This is a genomic window from Nocardioides flavescens (genome assembly GCF_009823805.1).
Taxonomy (GTDB): domain Bacteria; phylum Actinomycetota; class Actinomycetes; order Propionibacteriales; family Nocardioidaceae; genus Nocardioides; species Nocardioides flavescens.
Genome location: NZ_WUEK01000018.1, coordinates 1 through 18,043, shown reverse-complemented (window position 1 = coordinate 18,043; position 18,043 = coordinate 1). Strand labels below are relative to the sequence as shown.

Here is an 18,043-nt window from a genome sequence, read left to right as displayed (position 1 = left end):
AACCGCCTCCGGCCTGCTCGTGCAGGACGGAGGCGGTTCGCGTGGGGTCGGTGAGCAGTCCCGGTCAGCCCTGCTTCACGTCGTAGCGGTCGGCCATCATCACCTTGGTCCACGCCGCGACGAAGTCGCGCACGAACAGCGCGTGACCGTCGCTGCCGGCGTACGCCTCGGCGACGGCGCGGAGCTGGGCGTTGGAGCCGATGATCAGGTCGTTGCGGGTGGCGGTGTGGGCCGTCGACCCCGACTCGCGGTCCTCGAGGGTGAAGGACAGCCCGGCCTCGTCGGCCTTCTTCCACTCGTAGTCGGTGCTGGTGAGCGTCACGAAGAAGTCGTTGGACAGCACTCCGACGCGGTCGGTGAAGACGCCGTCCGACGACCCGTCGTGGTTGCAGCCCAGCACCCGCAGGCCGCCGGTGAGGGCGACCCACTCGGGCGCGCTCAGAGCGAGCTGGTCGGCCTTGTCGAGGAACAGCTGCTCGGGGGAGACGCTCGTCATCCGGGCGAGGTCGTCGCGCACGTAGTTGCGGAAGCCGTCGACCACCGGGGCCAGCCACTCGAACATCGGGACGTCGGTCTGCTCCTGCGTGGCGTCGACGCGACCCGAGGTGAACGGCACCTCGACCTCGACGCCGGCCTCACGTGCCGCCTGCTCCACCGCGACGCACCCGCCGAGCACGATCACGTCGGCCAGGCTGACCCGGTCGCCGCCACCGGCGTTGAACTCGTCGACCACCGTGCGCAGCCGCGCGACGACGTCGACCGTACGACGGTTGACCGCCCAGTCCTTCTGCGGCTCCAGGGCGATGCGAGCGCCGTTGGCGCCGCCGCGCTTGTCGGTGTCGCGGTACGTCGAGGCGGAGGAGAACGCCGTGAAGGCGAGGTCGGAGACCGAGAGGCCGGTGTCGAGCACCGCCTGCTTGAGCGTCGAGACGGCCTCGGCGCCGAGGGTGGTGCTCTCGTCGAACGGCAGCGGGTCCTGCCAGGGGAAGTCCTCGGCGGCGACCTCGGGGCCGAGGTAGCGCGGCTTCGGACCCATGTCGCGGTGGGTGAGCTTGTACCAGGCCTTGGAGAACTCGCGCGTGAGCAGGTCGAAGTCGGCCAGGAACTGCTCGCAGATGGCGCGGTAGGTCGGGTCGACCTTGAGCGCGAGGTCGCTGGTCATCATCATCAGCGCGTGGTCGACGCCCTCGAGGTGCGCGTCGGGCGTGCGCGGCGCGTCCTTGTCGACGGGGGTCCACTGCAGGGCGCCCGCGGGGCTCTTCGTCTGCTCCCACTCGTGGCCGAACAGGTTCTCGAGGTAGGAGTTGTCCCACTGGGTCGGGTTCTGGGTCCACGAGCCCTCGATGCCGTTGGTCATCGTGTGCTCGGCGTTGCCCGAGCCGACCGGGTTGTGCCAGCCGAGGCCCATCGCCTCGATGGGGGCGATCTCGGGCGGGGCGCCGATCTCGGCGGCCGGCACCTGGCCGTGGCTCTTGCCGAAGGCGTGACCGCCGGCGATCAGCGCGACCGTCTCCATGTCGTTCATCGCCATCCGGCCGAAGGTGATGCGGATGTCGATCGCCGAGGCCTGCGGGTCGCCGTTGGCCTCGGGGCCCTCGGGGTTGACGTAGATCAGCGACTGGTGCGAGGCGGCCAGCGGCTGCTGGAGCTCGTAGTCGGCGTCACCGGGCTTGCCGACCCACCGCTCTCCGCGCAGCACCATGTCGTCGTAGGACTCGGGGCTGGTGTTGTCGATCCACTCCGGGCCCCAGAACGTCGCGTCGTCGGCCTCCCACGCGTCGCGGCGTCCGCCGCCGAAACCGGTCGTCGGGAAGCCCATGATCTCGAGCGCGCAGTTGCCGGTGAGCACGATCAGGTCGGCCCAGGACAACGCGTTGCCGTACTTCTGCTTGATCGGCCACAACAGGCGCCGCGACTTGTCGGTGTTGCCGTTGTCCCACCAGCTGCTGATGGGCGCGAAGCGCTGCATGGCCTGGCCGGCGCCGCCGCGCCCGTCGGCGATGCGGTAGGTGCCGGCGGAGTGCCAGGCCATCCGGATCATCTGCGGGGCGTAGTTGCCGTAGTCGGAGGGCCACCACGGCACCGACGTGGTGAGGAAGCGCTTGATGTCGGACTTGAGCTCGTCGAGGTCGATGGCCGAGAACGCCGCGTCGTAGTCGAAGTCGGCGAGCGGGTCGGCCGCGGCGCCGTTGCGGTGGAGCAGCTCGACGCGGAGACGGTCGGGGTACCAGTCGCTCAGCGTCGGCTTCTCGCCCTGGGCGCCGCTGATGTGGTGACCGCCAGCCGGGCAGGAGCCCGCGAGGACGTCGTCGTAGCTCTCGTAGGTCGTCATGGAACGTGCCCTCCTGGGGGAAGCGGGTGCGCGCTCGCGGCGGACGCCGGAGGCACACCTCTCCACTACCCGCAGGGGTGGTGCGGCAGCGGTCGCATCGCGGACTGTTCGTCGACGACGGTGCGGCGTACGACGGTCGCGGCCGAGAACGACGGAGGCCGTCTCCGTGCGACGGAGACGGCCTCTGTGATCGGTCGGGCTGACAGGATTTGAACCTGCGACCCCTTGACCCCCAGTCAAGTGCGCTACCAAGCTGCGCCACAGCCCGATCGGCTCCCGGAGGAACCGACGAGCAGGCTACTAGACGGCTCGGGCGAGAGTCGCATCGGGCTCGCCGGGGCGTGCTGGCGGCGCACCTGCGGGTGACCGATCGGTCGGAACTGATCAGCCGATCGGTTGAGATGGGACGGAGCAGGGTCTGCAGCCGGCGCGACGGGGGCACGCTGGACTCGGGTCGGTCCAGGTCTTTGGGGGACGAAGCGCCGGCCTCGGGTCGCTGCCCGGCCCTGTGTGGGGGGACCGGGCAGCGGCCGTCGGTCCCCCCTGTCCCTCCCCGGGAGTCGTCATGGTGCTCGTCGTCGTCACGATCGTCCTCGGCGTCACGGCCGCCGGCCTGCGCACCGCGCCCGGCCGCCCGCGCCCGCTGCGCTGCTCCGCAGCCTCGGTCGTCCGCGCAGTGGGACACCGGCGCCGTCCGTGACCTGCTGAGCCTCGCGCTCCCGCGGTCGGGTCGGCGGGCCGGTTGGTACGGTGCCGGTCCTAGACGAGAGGAGGCGCGGTGACCGCACGCGCGCCCGCGCGACGAGGTCGCAGCGCACGCCAGGTCGAGCTGCTCGACCGGCTCGTCGAGATCGTGACCTCGGAGGGGTTCGCCCACCTCACCCTCGACGAGGTCGCCGAGCGGCTGCGCTGCTCGAAGGCGACGCTCTACGCGCTGGCCGGCTCCAAGCAGGAGCTCGTCGTGGAGGTCGTGCGCCGCTGGTTCGAGGTCGCCGCCGAGGTGGTCGAGGCGGCGGTGGCGTCGCACGACGAGCCGCTGGCCCGTGTGACGGCGTACCTCGACGCGGTCTCGGCCCGGCTGGGGCTGCTCTCGCGGGAGTTCGCCGAGGACCTGACGCGCAACGCCGCGGCGACCGAGCTCTACCGCCGCAACACCGACCGGGCGGCCGACCGGATCCGCGCGCTCATCGCGGAGGGCATCGAGCGCGGTGCGTTCCGGGCGGTCAACGCCTCCTTCACCGCCGAGACGGTGGCCGCGGTGATGCTGCAGATCCAGCGCGGCGAGATGGGGGCGCGGCTCGGCCTCGACGACGCGGCGTCGTACGCCGAGCTGTCGACGCTGGTCGTCCAGCTGCTCGAGCCGCGGCCCTGATCCTCAGACGAGGGCGGTCAGAGGGCCGGAGCCGTCGCGGTCCAGCGAGCGGGCGATGACGAGGCGCTGGATCTGGTTGGTGCCCTCGAAGATCTGCATCACCTTGGCCTCGCGCATGTAGCGCTCGACCGGGAAGTCGCGGGTGTAGCCGTAGCCGCCGAAGACCTGGACGGCATCGGTCGTGACCTTCATGGCGTGGTCGGTGGCGACGAGCTTGGCCACGGACGCCTCGCGGCCGAACGGCAGGCCGGCGTCCTTGAGCCGGGCGGCGTGCAGCGTGACGGCGCGGGCGGCCTGCACCGACGCCTCCATGTCGGCGAGCACGAAGCCGAGCCCCTGGTGGTCGATGATCCGTCGCCCGAACGTCTCGCGCTCCTGGGCGTAGGCCAGCGCCGCGTCGAGCGCACCCTGGGCGAGGCCGGTGGCGACGGCCGCGATGCCGAGCCGGCCGGCGTCGAGACCGGCCAGAGCGATCTTCAGCCCCTGGCCCTCCGCGCCGAGCAGACGGGAGGCGGGCACCCGCACGTCGTCGAAGCGCATCGTCGCGGTCGCCGAGCCGGTGAGCCCCATCTTGCGCTCGGGGGTGTCGGCGCTGAGGCCGGGCGTGTCGGCCGGCACGAGGAAGCACGAGATGCCTGCGCTGCCCTCGCCGGTGCGGGCCATCACCTTGTAGAAGTCGGCGTGCCCGCCGTGGGTCGTCCAGGCCTTGGCGCCGTTGAGGACGTAGTCGTCGCCGTCGCGGCGCGCCGAGGTGGTCATCGCCGCCGGGTCGGAGCCGGCGTGCGGCTCGGAGAGGCAGTAGGCGCCGAGCAGCTCGCCGCCGAGCATGTCGGGGAGCCACGCGCGGCGCTGCTCGTCGGTGCCGTACGACGCGAGGCCGAAGCACGACAGCGCGTGCACCGAGACCCCGACGCCGACGCTCGCCCACACGCTCGCGATCTCCTCGAGCACCTGGAGATAGACCTCGTAGGACAGCCCGCCGCCGCCGTCCTCCTCGGCGTACGGCAGCCCGAGCAGACCGGCGCGACCGAGCAGGCGGAACGCCTCGCGGGGGAACCTCTCCTCGCGCTCGGCCTCCTCGACCTGCGGGGCCAGCTCCTTGGCGGCCAGGTCGCGGACGAGCTGGAGCAGGTCGACGGCGTCGCCGTCCGGGAGCACGCGTCGAGCGGGCACGGCTGGTCTCCGGTTCTCTGGGTGGTGTACGGAACGCGGTCCCAGAGTACAGAATGGCGTTCAGTGATCGGTGTCGGAGAGCGTGAGGCTCGCGGGGACCAGCCGCCACACGGTGTACGCCGCGGCGAGGGCGAGCAGCGCGGTCACCGCGCCGACGGAGGAGAACGCCGTCACGAAGGACCTGGCCGCCACACCGAAGGTGTCGGTGCCGACGGCGCCCGCGACCGACTCCCGGGTCGCCGCGTCGACGCCCGCGGGCAGTCCGGCGCGGTAGACCGCGCCCGCGAGGCTGCCGAGGAAGGTGATGGCCAGGACGCTGCCGAGCTCGTAGGTGATCTCCTCGATCGCGGCCGCGGAGCCCGCCTGGTCGTCGTTCGCGGCACCCATGATGAGGGCCGAGGCGAGCCCGAGGGCCGAGGTGCCGAGACCGACGACCCCGAACGCGAGCGCGACCCAGGGGTAGGTCGCGGGCAGGGCGGCGAGCAGCACCAGGCCGCTCGCGAGGGTCAGCAGGCCTCCGGTGAGGACCAGTCGCGGGCTGGTGCGCGCGGCGGGGGCGAACGGCGAGGCGACGATCGCGCCCACCGCCAGCGGCAGCAGGGCCAGACCCGCCCGGAGCGGACCGAACCCCTCGACGAGCTGGAGCCACTGGGCGCCCACGAACAGCACCGCGACCATCGTCGTGCCGCTGGCCAGCGCGGCGACCACGCCCGCGCGCAGCACCGGCTGGGCGAACAGGCGCACGTCGAGCATCGGTCGCGACGAGCGCAGGCAGTGGCGCACGAACGCCGCCATCGCGAGCGCACCGGCGACGAGCAGGGCCAGCGTGAGCGGGGTGGGACCGTGCTTGCCGAGCTGCTTCACGGCGTAGACCAGCGCGGTCATGCCGCCGGCCGAGAGCACGACGCCGAGCGCGTCGATGCGGCCGGGGCGCGCGGAGCGGTTCTCGCGCAGGAGCCACAGGCCGGCCACGACGGCGACGGCCATCAGCGGCACGTTGACCAGGAACGCCGCGTGCCAGCTGAACGCCTCGAGCAGCGCACCTCCGACGACCGGGCCTACCGCCGAGCCGAGGGCGGCCGTGCCGCCCCAGATGCTGAGCGCCAGGGTGCGCTCGCGCACGTCGGTGAACAGGGCGCGGATCAACGAGAGCGTCGACGGCATCACCATCGCGCCACCGACGCCGAGCAGGGCGCGGATCGCCACGACCGCGCCGGGGCTGTCGGCCCACAGCACGGCGAGCGAGCCGACCGCGAAGACGGCGTACCCGGCCAGCAGCATCCGCTTGCGACCCCAGCGGTCGCCCAGCGCGGTGATGGGGACGAGCAGTCCCGCGAGCGTGAGGGCGTAGGCGTCGACGATCCACAGCTGCGAGACCGACGACAGCCGCAGCTCCTCGGTCATCTCGGGCAGGGCGACGTTGAGGATCGTCATGTCCATGACGACCACGAGCAGGCTCGCCGCGAGGACGGCGAGGGCCCACCAGCGCCGCGGGTCGCGGGCGGTGACGGGGCGAGGCGAGGCGAGCTGGGTCATGCGGGGGCTCCTGGTGCGGTGCTGCTGGGTGCGGTGCTGCTGGGTGCGGTGCTGCTGGGTGCGGTGATGCCGGAGAAGAGGGTCGTCAGGACGAGGTCGGCGGCCTCGCGGGGGGCGACGTCTCCGAGCCGGACGGCCTCGCGTCCGGCCACGAGCAGGCCGTAGACCGCGTGGCCGAACCACCGGCCCGGCAGGGCGGGGCTGAGCACGCCCGCGGCCTGGGCGGCGACGAACAGCCCGGTCTCACGGTCGGCGAGGCGCTCGGTGCGCGCGACGAGGTCGGCGTTGGCGAGGATGACGTGGTCGGTGAGGGCGAAGCCGTAGGTGTCGGCGTCCTCGACGTAGCCGCGCACCAGTGCCTCGAGCAGGGCGCGGATCCGGGCCGCGTCGCCCGAGGCGGCGACGGCCTCGAGGTCGCCGGCGTCCATCCGCTGCTCCCACTGGTCGAGCGAGCGCGTGCCGAGCTCGACGAGGAGCGCCTCGCGACTCTCGAAGTGGCGGTGCACGGTGGCGCGGCTGACCCCGGCCGCCTGCGCGATGTCGGCGACGGAGGCGCCGGGGTCGACGTTCAGCGTCCGCTGGGCCGCGGCCAGCACTGCGTCGCGGTTCGAGGTCATCGCCGTTCGCCCTTCGTCGTACGATGGTCGGAATGCGACATCAATGTCGCAGATGAGACGATGATGTCACAGAACTCGACGGCAACCACGTCGCTGACCGGATCGGTGCGACTCGCCGCAAGGACCGGCGTCCCGTCGCCCAGCCCGACGCAAGCCAGCCGCAAGCGGGACTTCCTAGCGTCCTCACCGTGATCGAACTCGCGCTCCTCCTCGCGGCCGTCGCCCTCTGCCTCGGCGTCGTCGCGGTGCTCGCCGGCGGGCCGGCCCCGGTCGTCGTCATCGGCGAGCGGGGGGAGTGCGGCTACCTGACCATCGAGGTGCTCGCCCCGCAGGGCCGCGCGGTCCGCGCGGGTCAGGTCACCGTCGTCGGGCGCGACAGTCGGTGCGGGCTCGACCTCGGCCCCGGCACCCACCGGCTGACGCTCGCCGGGGTCGGGCCGCACCAGGTCTCGTGGACGGTCTCGGCGAGCGGCGGGGGCACCACCGAGGGCTCCATGCTGGTCGCGTGAGGACCCCGGACGACTCTCGGATCCGAACTCGCGGGCCCGTCGAAGGGTGCGCCGAGCCGATCCTGGGGCACACTGCTCCGGTGGACCAGAGCGCGTTGCTGATCACGTCGGACACCGGCGCCGGGTACGACGTGCTGCGTCTGCGTGGTGAGCTCGACGTGTTCTCCAACACGCTGCTGCGCGGCATGGTCCAGGACGAGCCCTTCCACCAGGACGTCCTGGTGCTCGACCTCGGCGGGATCTCCTTCATGGACTCCAGCGGCATCGCCTCGCTGGTCTTCTCGATGCGCAACACCGCCGACCGCGACGCGGAGGTGGTGCTGGTCGCCGACACCCCGCACATCGTGCGGCTGATCCGGATGGCCGGCCTGCACAAGGTCGCCTCCCTCTACCCCACCGAGGCGGCGTACAGCGCCGAGGTGCACGGCAGCGACGTCGCCGGCTGACCTGCGGCCGCGGCGGCTGTTCACCCAGCGTTCTGGTGGCCGTGGCGCGCTGATCGGGCGGCGCTCGCCGCCGGCCGGCACCGTGGCGACGTGCAGAGACGAGCGACCAGCGTGGTGCCCACTCCCGGCGGGACCGCGACCCTGTCGCGCGACGTACGCCGACCCGCTGCGCGCGAGCGCCGGGGCGACGAGGCCACGGCGGCCCAGGACTTCCTCGAGCTGTCGCGGCTCCTCGACGACGTCGAACGTGACCACCCCGACATCTCCGCCACCCTCCGGCTCACCCTCGTGCGTTCGCGTCGCAACTACCGCGACGGCTGGCTCGACGTCGACCGGTTCCGCGCCGTCGTCGCCGAGCTGACCTCGACCGGTCGCGCCTGCCTGATCGACTGAGGCGGGCCTCAGACGGGAGGCTCGCCGGCGGTGTACCAGCGGGCGAGGGCCTCGAAGCCGGCGTCCAGCCCGACGCTCGGGCGCCAGTCGAGGACCTCGCGGGTGCGGCGCTGGTCGAACCAGTGCGCGGTGGTGAGCTGCTCGACCAGGAAGCGGGTGAGCGGCGGGGTGTCGGTGCGGCCGGTGAGCGACCACCACCCGTCGCAGGCGGCGCCCGCGACGCGGCCGGCGGCGACCGGGAGCCGCAGCCGCGGCTGCGGGGCGCCGGCGGCACGGCACAGGCGGGCGAAGACGTCGGCGACGGGACGGGGTTCGCCGCCCGAGACGACCAGTGCGGTGCCGTGGGCGCGGGGGCCGCAGGCGTCCACAGCGGCGACGAGGGCGGTGGCCGCGTCGTCGACGTACGTCGTGTCGATGAGCGCGGCGCCGGTGCCGAGCACCGGGAGGCGGCCGGCGCGGGCGCGGGTCACGAGCCGGGCGACGAGCTGGGTGTCGCCGGGACCCCAGACGAGGTGGGGGCGGACGGCCAGTACGGCGAGCTCGGGGGAGTCGGCGGCGAGGGCGAGCAGCTCGGAGGCGGCCTTGGTGCGGGCGTAGTGGCCGCGGGCGGTCGCGGGGTCTGCGGGCGCGGCCGGCACGCCGACCAGCGAGTGCCCGGCGTGGGCCACGGACGGCGAGGAGACCTGGACGAGCCGGGGGGCACCGGCGCGGCGGCACGCCTCGACGACGACGCGGGTGCCCTCGACGTTGGCGCGGACGTAGTCGGCCTCCGGGCCCACGACGTCGACCTTGGCGGCGAGGTGGAGCACGGCGTCCTGGCCGGCGACGGCGCGGGCGACCGCCTCCGGGTCGGCGACGTCACCTAGCACCTCGCGACCGGGCGCGCCGGACGGGCGACGCTGCAGGGTGGTCACCTCGTCCCCTCGGGCTGCGAGCGCCCGGGCGGTGGTGCGCCCGAGCAGTCCCGAGGCCCCGGTGACGAGCACCCTCACGCGGTCACCGGCCGTCGAGCAGGGCCGAGGCCTGGCGCGCGACCTCGGTGCGGTCGACCTTGGAGGCGTGCCGCACGTCGAGCGGCAGCCGGTCGGCCGTGAGCACCGCGGCGACGGATGCACCCGCGACCCGGCGTACGGCGGAGGTCAGGTCGGGACCGGCGACCCGCAGCCCGAGCGGACCGCGCGGCGAGGGCTTCGTCGCCGTCGCGCCGGCGAGCACGACCACGACCGCGAGCACCTGGGTGCCGGCCGGGCCGACGCCCACGGCGGCCGCGGACCCCACCTCGTCGAGCGACTCGACGCGCTGCTCGACGCCGACGGGGGTCACGACGCCGTCGGCGGTGGTGACGACGTGGCCCCGTCGACCCTCGACCCACAGCCGGCCCGCGTCGTCGAGGTGGCCGACGTCGCCGGTGCGGTGCCAGCCCTCGGGTCGCGACGCGGCGCGCTGGGTGAGCCAGCGGGCGTCGTAGCGGTCGCGCACGTGGTCGCCGCGCACGAGGATCTCGCCGGTCGTGCCGGGTCCGGTGGCCGGCTCGCCCGAGCCGTCCAGGGGCGCCAGCGCCACCTCGACCCCGTCGACGGGGCGACCGACGCAGACGCCGTCGCCCTCGCCGGCGGCCTCGATCTGCTCGAGCGAGACGTCGGTGACGGGCAGGGCCTCCGTCATGCCGTACGGCGTGTGCAGGCTCGCGGCCGGGAGCACGTCGCGCAGCGCCCGCAGCAGGGCCACGGGCACCGGCGCGCCCGCCGACATCAGCAGCCGCACCGAGCCGAGGCTCGCGCGCTGGGCGTCGGTGAGCTCGTCGCGGGTGGCGACGACCCGGCGCAGGGCAGCGGGGGAGGCGAAGACGACCCGCGCGTCGACCGAGGCGACCGCGTCGGCGAGCAGCGGTGCGGTCAGCCGGTCGGGTGCGGTGACGTCGACGTCCGGCACGGCCGAGGCCAGCCCGAGGGCCGGACCGAGCAGCGCGAACGGCGCGAACGCCGCCACGAACCGGTCGTCGGGGCCGAGGTCGTAGGTGCGTCGCACCAGCGCGACCTGGGCCGCGAAGTGGCGGTGGCGGTAGACGACGCCCTTGGCGGGACCGGTGGCGCCGGAGGTGAAGAGCACCGCGCAGTCGTCCTCGGGGCCGGGTGCGGCGGGAGCCGGCGAGCGGCGGCCGAGGGCGGCGAGCCCGTCGAGGTCGTGGGCGACGCGCAGGGCCCGCCGCGTGAGCGGCGAGACCGGGCGGACGCTGACGAGCGTGCCGGGCAGGCCCATGGCCCGGGCGGCGGCGAGACCGGGACCTCCGGCGACGACGTGCTGCAGCCGCGAGCCGCGCAGTGCGCGGCGCATGCCGGCGAGACCGAGCCCCTTGTCGACGACGACCACGACGGCGCCGGCACGCCACAGCGCGTAGACGACCGAGACCAGGTCGCTCGACGGCTCGACGAGCAGACCGACCCGGTCTCCCCGACGTACGCCGGCCGCGGCGAAACCTGCGGCGAGCTCGGCCACCCGGCGTGCGAGCGCGCCCCAGCTGACCGAGTCGTGCCCGGCGACGGTGAGCACCGGGCTCGGGTCGTCGGCGCGGGCCTCGAGCTCGGCCCAGGGCGTCCAGGCGCCGGGGTCGACAGCGTGCTCGGTCGCCCGGTGCTTGGGACCCCTCGTCGAGGACCGCGTCGGCGGCTCGGCGCCGGGGGTGTCGAGATCGCGCAGCCAGGCGGCGACGGCCTCGGCGCTCTCGGGTGCGTCCTCGGTGACGAGGTGCGAGGCACCCTCGAAGCGGTGCACCTGCGCCTGCGGCAGCCGCTCCTGCAGGTCGCGGAGGTAGACCTCGCCGAACACCGGGTCGCGCGGACCCCACAGCAGCAGTGCCGGCACCTCGAGCTGCTGCAGCCGCTCGGCGTAGGAGTAGACGACGTCGTGCGACGGGTGCCCGGGGCTGAACGGGATGTCGGCCACGAAGTCGCCGACGGAGCGGCGCCGCCGGCGGTCGGCGTACGGCGCGGCGAAGGCGTCGCGGACCTCGCGCGGCAGCGCCGGGCGGGAGAGCGCAGTGGTGGCGCGCACGAAGATCGGGGTGAGCTCGCAGCCGAGGGGGCGGACGCCGGGCAGGTGGGCCAGGCGGATCAGCGGCGGGCCGAAGTCGCCCTGGGGCTGGGCGACGGCGGTGTTGCCGACGACGACGGCGCGCAGCTGGTCCTGGTGCTCGAGCGCCCAGCCGAGCGAGATCATGCCGCCCCAGTCGTGGCCCACGGTGACGACCGGGCCGTCGATGCCGAGGGCGTCGGTCAGCGCGCCGAGGTCGGCGACGCGCTGCGCGACGGTGCGGGCGGGCTCGTCGTCGCGCAGCCGCTCGGAGTAGCCCATTCCGAGCTGGTCGGGGGCGACCACGCGCCAGCCGTCGGGCGCGTGGGCGAGCACGTGGCGCCAGAGGTAGGACCAGGTCGGGTTGCCGTGGACGCAGAGCACGGTGCCGTGCACGGGCTCGGCGCCGTTGTCGAGCAGGTGCCAGGTGCGCTCGACGCCCTCCGAGTCGGCGGCGGTGACCACCCGCGACCAGGCCAGGTCGAGGCCGGGGAGGTCGGTGGGGACGGTGGGCTCGGGCTGGACGGCGGTGCTCACCACTCCAGCTCCATGCAGGTCGCGTTGAGCCCGGATCCGATGCCCATCATCAGCACCCGGTCGCCGCGGTCGAGCGCGTGCTGCTCGCCGGCGAGGGTGTAGGCGACCGAGGCGGGGCCGATGTTGCCGAACTCGGGGAACGTGCGCGGCACCCGCGTCGGGTCGATGTCGAGGCGCTGGCAGATCGCCTCGGTGTGCACCTGCGAGACCTGGTGGACGAAGTAGCGGTCCATGCCCTGTCCCCAGTCGAACTCCTGCGTCGCCTCGGCCCACAGGGCAGTCGAGAGCTCGAGACCGGCGTCGAGCAGTCCCTTGAGGTCGGTCGTCATCTGCTCGTTGTCGCCGTAGCAGAGGCCGTTGTGCTCGGTGCCGGCGCGGCTCGCCGAGGCCACGACCCGGTGCGCGTCGGGGTGGTCGTCGGTGCGTCCGACCACGACGGCGACCGCTCCGGAGCCGAGGGTCAGCGCGGCGAACTCGGCCATCACGTCCTTCGACGTCGTCTCCTCGGCGAGCAATCGGGCGATCGTCGTCTGCTGCAGGTGGCGCGAGTCCTCGCCGTTCACGATGAGCGCGTGGTCGATCATCCCCGACTCGACCATCGCACCCGCGACCTCGATGCCGTTGAGGAAGCCGAGGCAGGCGTTGGTGATGTCGAAGTTCTGGCACGACGGCGGCAGCCCGATCTGGTCGTGCACGACCACCGAGGTCGAGGGCTCGAGCCAGCGCCGGCTCACCGAGGTGTTGATCATCAGGTCGATGTCGTCGACGCCGAGTCCGCTGGCGGCGATCGCCGCCTGGCCGGCCCGGGCCGCGCCGTCGGTGAACGTCTCGCCCTCGGCCCACCAGCGGCGGGCGCGGATGCCGACGAGGCGCTCGAGCAGGCCGCCGCGCAGCCGGGTGCGCTTGAAGACGTCCTCGAGCTGCTCGTCGAACTCGGCCGAGGTGACGACCTCGGGGGCCTCGACGCGCTCGACGGAGAGCACGGAGGTGCGGGCGAAGCGGTGGGTCGTGTTGCCGGTCACTCAGGTCCAGTCGTCGTCGTGAGGCGACCCGGTCGGTCGCGGTCGGGTTCCTGCGGAGCAACAGGCAGGACCACCGTACGCAGCGGCGACAAGCAGTGCACGCCGTCGTCCGCCGCCCCGATCACGGGTGTGGCGCGCGGCACGCGGGCACGAGGAGACGGGTCGGCGTACGGCGAGCAGCACTTCGCGCCGGGTCGGCGTACGGCGAGCAGCACTTCGCGACGGGTCGGCGTCAGCGGGGTCGGCGCAGCTGCACGTCGCCGCGGGCGGTCGAGGGGTCGACGACCCGGCCGCGCTGGACGAGCTCGCCCTCGCCGGCGGCGACGAGGCGGCGGGCCGCACGCCGCGCCGCCTCGTCGGAGCCGACGTCGACACCGGTCCGACCGGCGCCCGAGGCGAGCTGCGTGCGCAGCTCGTCCTCGAGCGCGCGGTCCTCCGGGGTCACCTTGCGTCGACGGCAGGCGGTGGAGCAGTAGCGGACGTCGTCCCAGTCGCGCTCCCACTTCTTGCGCCACTCGATGCGGCGTCCGCAGGAGGCGCAGACCTTGGGTTCGGGAGTCACCGCCGTCCGGTGCCCAGTCGGGGCGGGCGGGCCTCAGTCCGCCGCGCAGATCGCGGTGTCGACGGCGTCGCCGACGTGCCCGATCGTCTCGAGCGTGCGGGGAAGGGCGTTGACGACGACCACGGCCCAGCGGCCGTCGTCGGTGACGAGGTTGCGCGACTCGAAGCCCTGGATGTCGCCGCCGTGGCCCCAGCCCACCACACCGCACCCGGTGCGGTGGCGGGCCAGGCCGAGTCCGTAGCGCCAGCCGGGGTGGACCTCGAAGCCCGGCGCGGCGACGGTCTCGCGCATCGCCGCGAGCTCGGCGGGCTCCAGCAGCTCGCCGCCGAGGAGACCCTGCATGAAGCGACCCAGGTCGGCCGGGCTGGAGACCAGCTGGCCGGCCGACCAGCCGAACGACGGGTCCATGCGCGTGGTGTCGCGCCACGGGTCGTCGGCGCCGTCGGCGAGGTAGCCCTGCGGGTGGCGACCGCGGATCCGCTGCTCGCCGGGGCGCGGCCAGTAGGTGTCGCGCAGGTCCAGCCGGCGGATGACGCGCTGGGTGACGAGCTCGCCGAACGGGCGTCCGGTCACGCGCTGGGCCAGGAGTCCGAGCAGGACGTAGTTGGTGTTGCTGTACTCCCACTGCGTGCCCGGGCGGAACGAGCGGCGCTCGGCGAGCGCGGCGTCGAGGAGCTGTCGCGGCTCGACGTAGGTGTGCGCGAAGGCGTCGAGCGAGCCCACGTCGAGCACGATCGTGTCGTAGTCGGGCAGCCCGCTGGTCTGCTGCAGCAGCATCCGCACGGTGATCCGGCGGCCGTCGCCGCCCGGACCGCGGACGACCCCGGGCAGGTAGCGCTCGACCGGCGCGTCCAGGTCGACGAGCCCCTCGCCGACGAGCTGCAGGACGACGGTCGCGGTGAACAACTTGGTGTTGCTGGCGATGCGCACCCGGGGGTCGCGCGGCATCGGTGCGCCGGTGGTGAGGTCGCCGACGCCCGCGGTGTAGGTGCGCACCGTGCCGTCGCGGTCGCGGACCGACGCCACGGCGCCGGGCAGCCCGTCGACGGCGACGAGGTCGTCGAGGGCGCGCTGCACGGGGTCGGTCGCACGGCGTTCGTGAGCGGGAGAGGGAGCGGCGCCGGACGGCGCGGCCAGGGTCGTGGTGGTCGCGACGAGCGCGACGGCGGCGAGGATCGAGCGGTGCTTCATCGGGCGTCTCCTGTGGTGGTGGCCGCGCGCACTATGCGCACGGCGGTGAGCAGGACGGTGGCGATCGCGAGGGTGACGACGCTCGCGCTCAGGGCGGCGTACGCCGGCAGGTCGAGCGCCGGCGCGGAGGCGCCGAGCAGCCCGGCGCTGACGCCGACGACGGCAGGCACGACGGCCGCGGTGCCGACGGCCCACGCGGCGGCGGCGGTGACGACGGCCTCCACGCCGACGGTGCGGCGCAGCTGTCGGGCGGTGGCCCCGGTGCGGTGCAGCAGCCGGAGCTCGTCGCGTCGGCCGGCGGTGAGCAGGAGCAGGGCGTTGAGCGAGCCGAGGGCGACGAAGCCGAGGAGCAGCAGCGTCAGCAGGGTCGACAGGTGCTGGCTGCCGGCGTCGGGACTCGTGGCGGACGCGACGAAGTCGGCCGTGGGGACGGTGCCGGGGACGGCGTCGGCGGCGGGTCCGTCGACCAGGGCCAGGCGCACGACCGGCGTGACGTCGTGGGCGGCGAGCGTGGCGGGGGAGACGAGCTCTCCGCCGACACCCAGACCACGGTCGAACACCGCGACCACGCGCAGCGTCGCGTCGTGCCCGTCGAGGCGCACCCGGAGCCGGTCGCCGAGGCCGCGCCCGGCGTCGAACGCCGTGTCGGAGCTGATCGCGACGGTGTCGGTGCCGGCCAGGTCGCCCAGTGAGCCCTCGGTGACGTCGGGGTCGAGGAGCGCCGGCTCCACGGCGGGGTCGACCGCGCGCAGGGTCGTCGCCTCCCAGCCGAGGCTGTCGGGCACGTCGGCGTCGGTCTGCAGCTCGGCGGGTGCGTCGGCGACCGTCACGACGGCGTCGACCCCGGGAGCAGCGGCGAGGGTGGCGAGCTGCTGCCCGGAGAGCCCGGCCGCGGAGGTCGCGACCCGGGGCGTGCCGATGGCCGCGCCGAGCTGCTGGGTGGTGGCCCGCTGCAGGGCGGTGTCGACGGTCGTCTGCACGGTCCCGACCGCCACGACCAGCGCGAGCGGCACCACGACCGTGGTCAGTCGGCGCGAGAAGCCACGCAGGTTGACCAGGGCCAGCCGGGTCGGCGCTCCGCCGCGGCGTGCGGTCAGGCGAGCGGTGCGGTCGAAGGTCCAGGCGACCAGGAGGGGGCCGGCCAGCGCGGCTGCACCCACGAGGAGGAACGCCGAGGTCGCGGCCAGCGCGGCGCCGACGGTGCCGGGCACGACCAGCGGGGTGGCGGCGACCGAGACGCCGCCGATCGCGCAGACCAGCGACGCGACGCGTCGTACGGGACCCACCGGTGCGGTCTCGGCCGCGCTCTCGCGCACCGCCGCGGTCGGCGCGGCGCGCACGGTCTCGCGGGCGGCGAGCAGCCCGGCGAGCACGGCCGTCGGCAGCACCAGCGCCACGGCACCGAGCACCGGGAGCGGCGACAGCGTGGAGCGGAACCCTGGCTCGACGATCGCCGCGTCCACGAGTGCCGGGTCGAGCCAGCGGGCGAGCGCGAGGCCGGGCAGGCCGCCCAGCGGCGCGGCGACCGCGCTCAGCAGGGCGAGCTCGGTCGCGACGAGGCGGCGCACCTGACCCCGCGTGGCACCGACTGCCCGCAGCAGGGCGAACTCGCGGCGCCGGCCGCGCAGGGCCAAGGTCGTGGTCGCGGCGACCACCATCACGACGAGGACCAGTGCGGTGCCGGAGAACGACGACGCGACCGTCACGAGCAGGCTCCCCGCACCTCCGGGCTCGCGCAGTCCCGACTCGAACAGGACGCCGGTCAGCGTCGTCATGGTCGAGGCGAGCGCGAGGACCGCGCCGGTGCCGAGCAGGGCCGGCCAGTGGGCGCGCAGCCCGGCCCGCGCGAGGGTGCTCGTCGGCGCAGTCTTCGGGCCGCTCACCGGCCCGTCTCCAGGATCCGGCCGGTGACCTGCCCGGGGGTGGGTGCGTCGAGGTCGTCGACGACGAGACCGTCGGCGAGCACCAGGACCCGCTCGGCCGCCGCCGCCACTCGGCTGTCGTGGGTGACGACGACGACCGTCTGACCGAGGTCGCGCGCGGTGGTGCGCAGCAGGTCGAGCACCGCGGCGCCGGTCGAGGCGTCGAGGGCCCCGGTCGGCTCGTCGGCGAAGACGACGGTGGGGCGGGTGACCAGGGCGCGGGCGAGGGCCACGCGCTGGGCCTGGCCACCGGAGAGCTCACCGGGCAGCCGGTCGAGCAGCGGCTCGAGGCCGGTGCGGTGGACGAGGTGGGCGAGCCACTCCGGCTCGGCGCGTCGGTCGTCGAGCACGAGCGGGAGCTCGACGTTCTCGAGCACGCTCAGGTGCCCGACGAGGTTGTAGGCCTGGAAGACGAACCCGACCTGCCGGCGGCGGAAGCGGGTCAGCGCGTCGTCGGAGAGCTCGCTGATCTCGTGACCACCGACGACGACGCTGCCACTCGTGGGTCGGTCGAGCCCGGCGGCGCAGTGCAGCAGCGTCGACTTGCCGGAGCCGGACTGGCCGACCACCGCGGTGAAGGACCCGGGTGCCAGCCGCAGCGTCACGCCGCGCAGGGCGTGCGCGGTCTCGAGGCCGCTGCGGTAGCTCTTGCGGACGTCGCTCAGCGCGATCGCCGGGGCGGGCGCGTGGCCCGCCACGGAGGGCTCGGTGGCGGGGTGGAGGGAGGGCATGCGGTGCTCCTCGGTCGAGGTGCGCTGGGCTCTCCAGCGACACCCACGACGCTAGGAATCCGCCGCCCCCGCCACGAGCCGCTCGCGATGCAACTCCCGCGGTTGCACCTTTCGATGCAAGGTGTCGGTCGAGTGGTTTCGAGACGGTCGCTGCACGACCTCCTCAACCACCGGTTCCGGTGGTCGAGTGGTTTCGAGACGGTCGTTGCACGACCTCCTCAACCGCCGGGTCCGGTGGTCGAGTGGTTTCGAGACGGTCGTTGCACGACCTCCTCAACCACCGGTTCCGGTGGTCGAGTGGTTTCGAGACGGTCGTTGCACGACCTCCTCAACCACCGGTTCCGGTGGTCGAGTGGTTTCGAGACGGTCGCTGCACGACCTCCTCAACCGCCGGGTCCGGTGGTCGAGTGGTTTTGAGACGGTCGCTGCACGACCTCCTCAACCGCCGGGTCCGGTGGTCGAGTGGTTTTGAGACGGTCGTTGCACGACCTCCTGAACCGCCGGGTCCGGTGGTCGAGTGGTTTCGAGACGGTCGTTGCACGACCTCCTCAACCGCCGGGTCCGGTGGTTGAGGAAGGACGGAGTCCTGACGCTCCTATGGGCTGTCAACCCTGGCGGCGGCCTGTGGTGG

Annotated in this window: 16 protein-coding genes and 1 tRNA gene; 5 read left to right on the top strand and 12 right to left on the bottom strand. The window is 74.1% G+C overall.

All coding sequences use genetic code 11. The features are described from left to right. Window positions 1-64: 64 nt before the first annotated feature. On the bottom strand, window positions 65-2,332 hold the full coding sequence (katG, locus tag GRQ65_RS21345; protein ID WP_160880042.1) for a catalase/peroxidase HPI: 2,268 nt from the start codon (window positions 2,330-2,332) through the stop codon (window positions 65-67). A gap of 194 nt (window positions 2,333-2,526) precedes the next feature. Further along, window positions 2,527-2,600: transfer RNA gene (locus tag GRQ65_RS21340), tRNA-Pro, on the bottom strand. 297 nt (window positions 2,601-2,897) lie between these two features. On the opposite strand from GRQ65_RS21340, the gene GRQ65_RS23635 reads away from it, so the two are divergent. Both GRQ65_RS23635 and GRQ65_RS21335 read left to right on the top strand, forming a co-directional pair. After that, a complete protein-coding gene (locus GRQ65_RS23635; protein ID WP_272917808.1) occupies window positions 2,898-3,032 on the top strand; it encodes a hypothetical protein in 135 nt (44 codons plus the stop codon). Between the two features lie 78 nt (window positions 3,033-3,110). After that, on the top strand, window positions 3,111-3,704 hold the full coding sequence (locus GRQ65_RS21335) for a TetR family transcriptional regulator (RefSeq protein WP_160880041.1): 594 nt from the start codon (window positions 3,111-3,113) through the stop codon (window positions 3,702-3,704). 3 nt (window positions 3,705-3,707) lie between these two features. Here the strand turns inward: GRQ65_RS21335 and GRQ65_RS21330 are convergent, their stop codons facing one another. The 3 genes from GRQ65_RS21330 to GRQ65_RS21320 are packed head-to-tail and all read right to left on the bottom strand — an operon-like array spanning window position 3,708 to window position 7,030. Continuing rightward, window positions 3,708-4,877 carry an acyl-CoA dehydrogenase family protein gene (locus tag GRQ65_RS21330; RefSeq protein WP_160880040.1) on the bottom strand — a complete coding sequence of 390 codons (1,170 nt, stop codon included), beginning with the start codon at window positions 4,875-4,877 and terminating at the stop codon, window positions 3,708-3,710. A 60-nt stretch (window positions 4,878-4,937) separates the two neighbouring features. Then, window positions 4,938-6,413 (bottom strand): MFS transporter, encoded by a 1,476-nt coding sequence (locus GRQ65_RS21325; protein ID WP_160880039.1) that lies wholly within the window; start codon window positions 6,411-6,413, stop codon window positions 4,938-4,940. Further along, on the bottom strand, window positions 6,410-7,030 hold the full coding sequence (locus tag GRQ65_RS21320; protein ID WP_160880038.1) for a TetR/AcrR family transcriptional regulator: 621 nt from the start codon (window positions 7,028-7,030) through the stop codon (window positions 6,410-6,412). Before GRQ65_RS21320 ends, GRQ65_RS21325 begins: the two co-directional genes overlap by 4 nt. Before the next feature lie 188 nt (window positions 7,031-7,218). Here GRQ65_RS21320 and GRQ65_RS21315 point away from each other — a divergent pair, with 188 nt between their 5' ends. The 3 genes from GRQ65_RS21315 to GRQ65_RS21305 all read left to right on the top strand — a co-directional run bounded on the left by GRQ65_RS21315 (window position 7,219) and on the right by GRQ65_RS21305 (window position 8,378). Beyond that, window positions 7,219-7,539 carry a hypothetical protein gene (locus GRQ65_RS21315; protein ID WP_160880037.1) on the top strand — a complete coding sequence of 107 codons (321 nt, stop codon included), beginning with the start codon at window positions 7,219-7,221 and terminating at the stop codon, window positions 7,537-7,539. An 80-nt stretch (window positions 7,540-7,619) separates the two neighbouring features. Continuing rightward, window positions 7,620-7,985: an anti-sigma factor antagonist gene (locus GRQ65_RS21310; RefSeq protein ID WP_160880036.1), complete on the top strand. Its 366-nt coding sequence runs from the start codon at window positions 7,620-7,622 to the stop codon at window positions 7,983-7,985. Between the two features lie 90 nt (window positions 7,986-8,075). Then, entirely contained in the window at window positions 8,076-8,378 is a 303-nt protein-coding gene (locus tag GRQ65_RS21305) for a hypothetical protein (protein WP_160880035.1), read from the top strand. A gap of 8 nt (window positions 8,379-8,386) precedes the next feature. Here the strand turns inward: GRQ65_RS21305 and GRQ65_RS21300 are convergent, their stop codons facing one another. The 7 genes from GRQ65_RS21300 to GRQ65_RS21270 all read right to left on the bottom strand — a co-directional run bounded on the left by GRQ65_RS21300 (window position 8,387) and on the right by GRQ65_RS21270 (window position 17,412). Next, entirely contained in the window at window positions 8,387-9,370 is a 984-nt protein-coding gene (locus tag GRQ65_RS21300; protein WP_160880034.1) for an NAD-dependent epimerase/dehydratase family protein, read from the bottom strand. A 4-nt stretch (window positions 9,371-9,374) separates the two neighbouring features. Beyond that, window positions 9,375-11,984 (bottom strand): alpha/beta fold hydrolase, encoded by a 2,610-nt coding sequence (locus GRQ65_RS21295; protein WP_160880033.1) that lies wholly within the window; start codon window positions 11,982-11,984, stop codon window positions 9,375-9,377. Then, window positions 11,981-13,006: a 3-oxoacyl-ACP synthase III gene (locus GRQ65_RS21290; protein WP_160880032.1), complete on the bottom strand. Its 1,026-nt coding sequence runs from the start codon at window positions 13,004-13,006 to the stop codon at window positions 11,981-11,983. The genes GRQ65_RS21295 and GRQ65_RS21290 overlap by 4 nt, the downstream gene beginning before the upstream one ends. Before the next feature lie 232 nt (window positions 13,007-13,238). Then, complete coding sequence (locus GRQ65_RS24240; RefSeq protein WP_160880031.1) at window positions 13,239-13,568, bottom strand: DUF2256 domain-containing protein; 330 nt, start codon at window positions 13,566-13,568, stop codon at window positions 13,239-13,241. A 33-nt stretch (window positions 13,569-13,601) separates the two neighbouring features. Further along, window positions 13,602-14,759, bottom strand: a complete 1,158-nt coding sequence (locus tag GRQ65_RS21280) for a serine hydrolase domain-containing protein (RefSeq protein WP_160880030.1) — start codon at window positions 14,757-14,759, stop codon at window positions 13,602-13,604. Next, complete coding sequence (locus tag GRQ65_RS21275) at window positions 14,756-16,642, bottom strand: FtsX-like permease family protein (protein ID WP_160880029.1); 1,887 nt, start codon at window positions 16,640-16,642, stop codon at window positions 14,756-14,758. The genes GRQ65_RS21280 and GRQ65_RS21275 overlap by 4 nt, the downstream gene beginning before the upstream one ends. Next, a complete protein-coding gene (locus GRQ65_RS21270) occupies window positions 16,639-17,412 on the bottom strand; it encodes an ABC transporter ATP-binding protein (RefSeq protein ID WP_160880028.1) in 774 nt (257 codons plus the stop codon). Before GRQ65_RS21270 ends, GRQ65_RS21275 begins: the two co-directional genes overlap by 4 nt. Window positions 17,413-18,043: the final 631 nt, after the last annotated feature.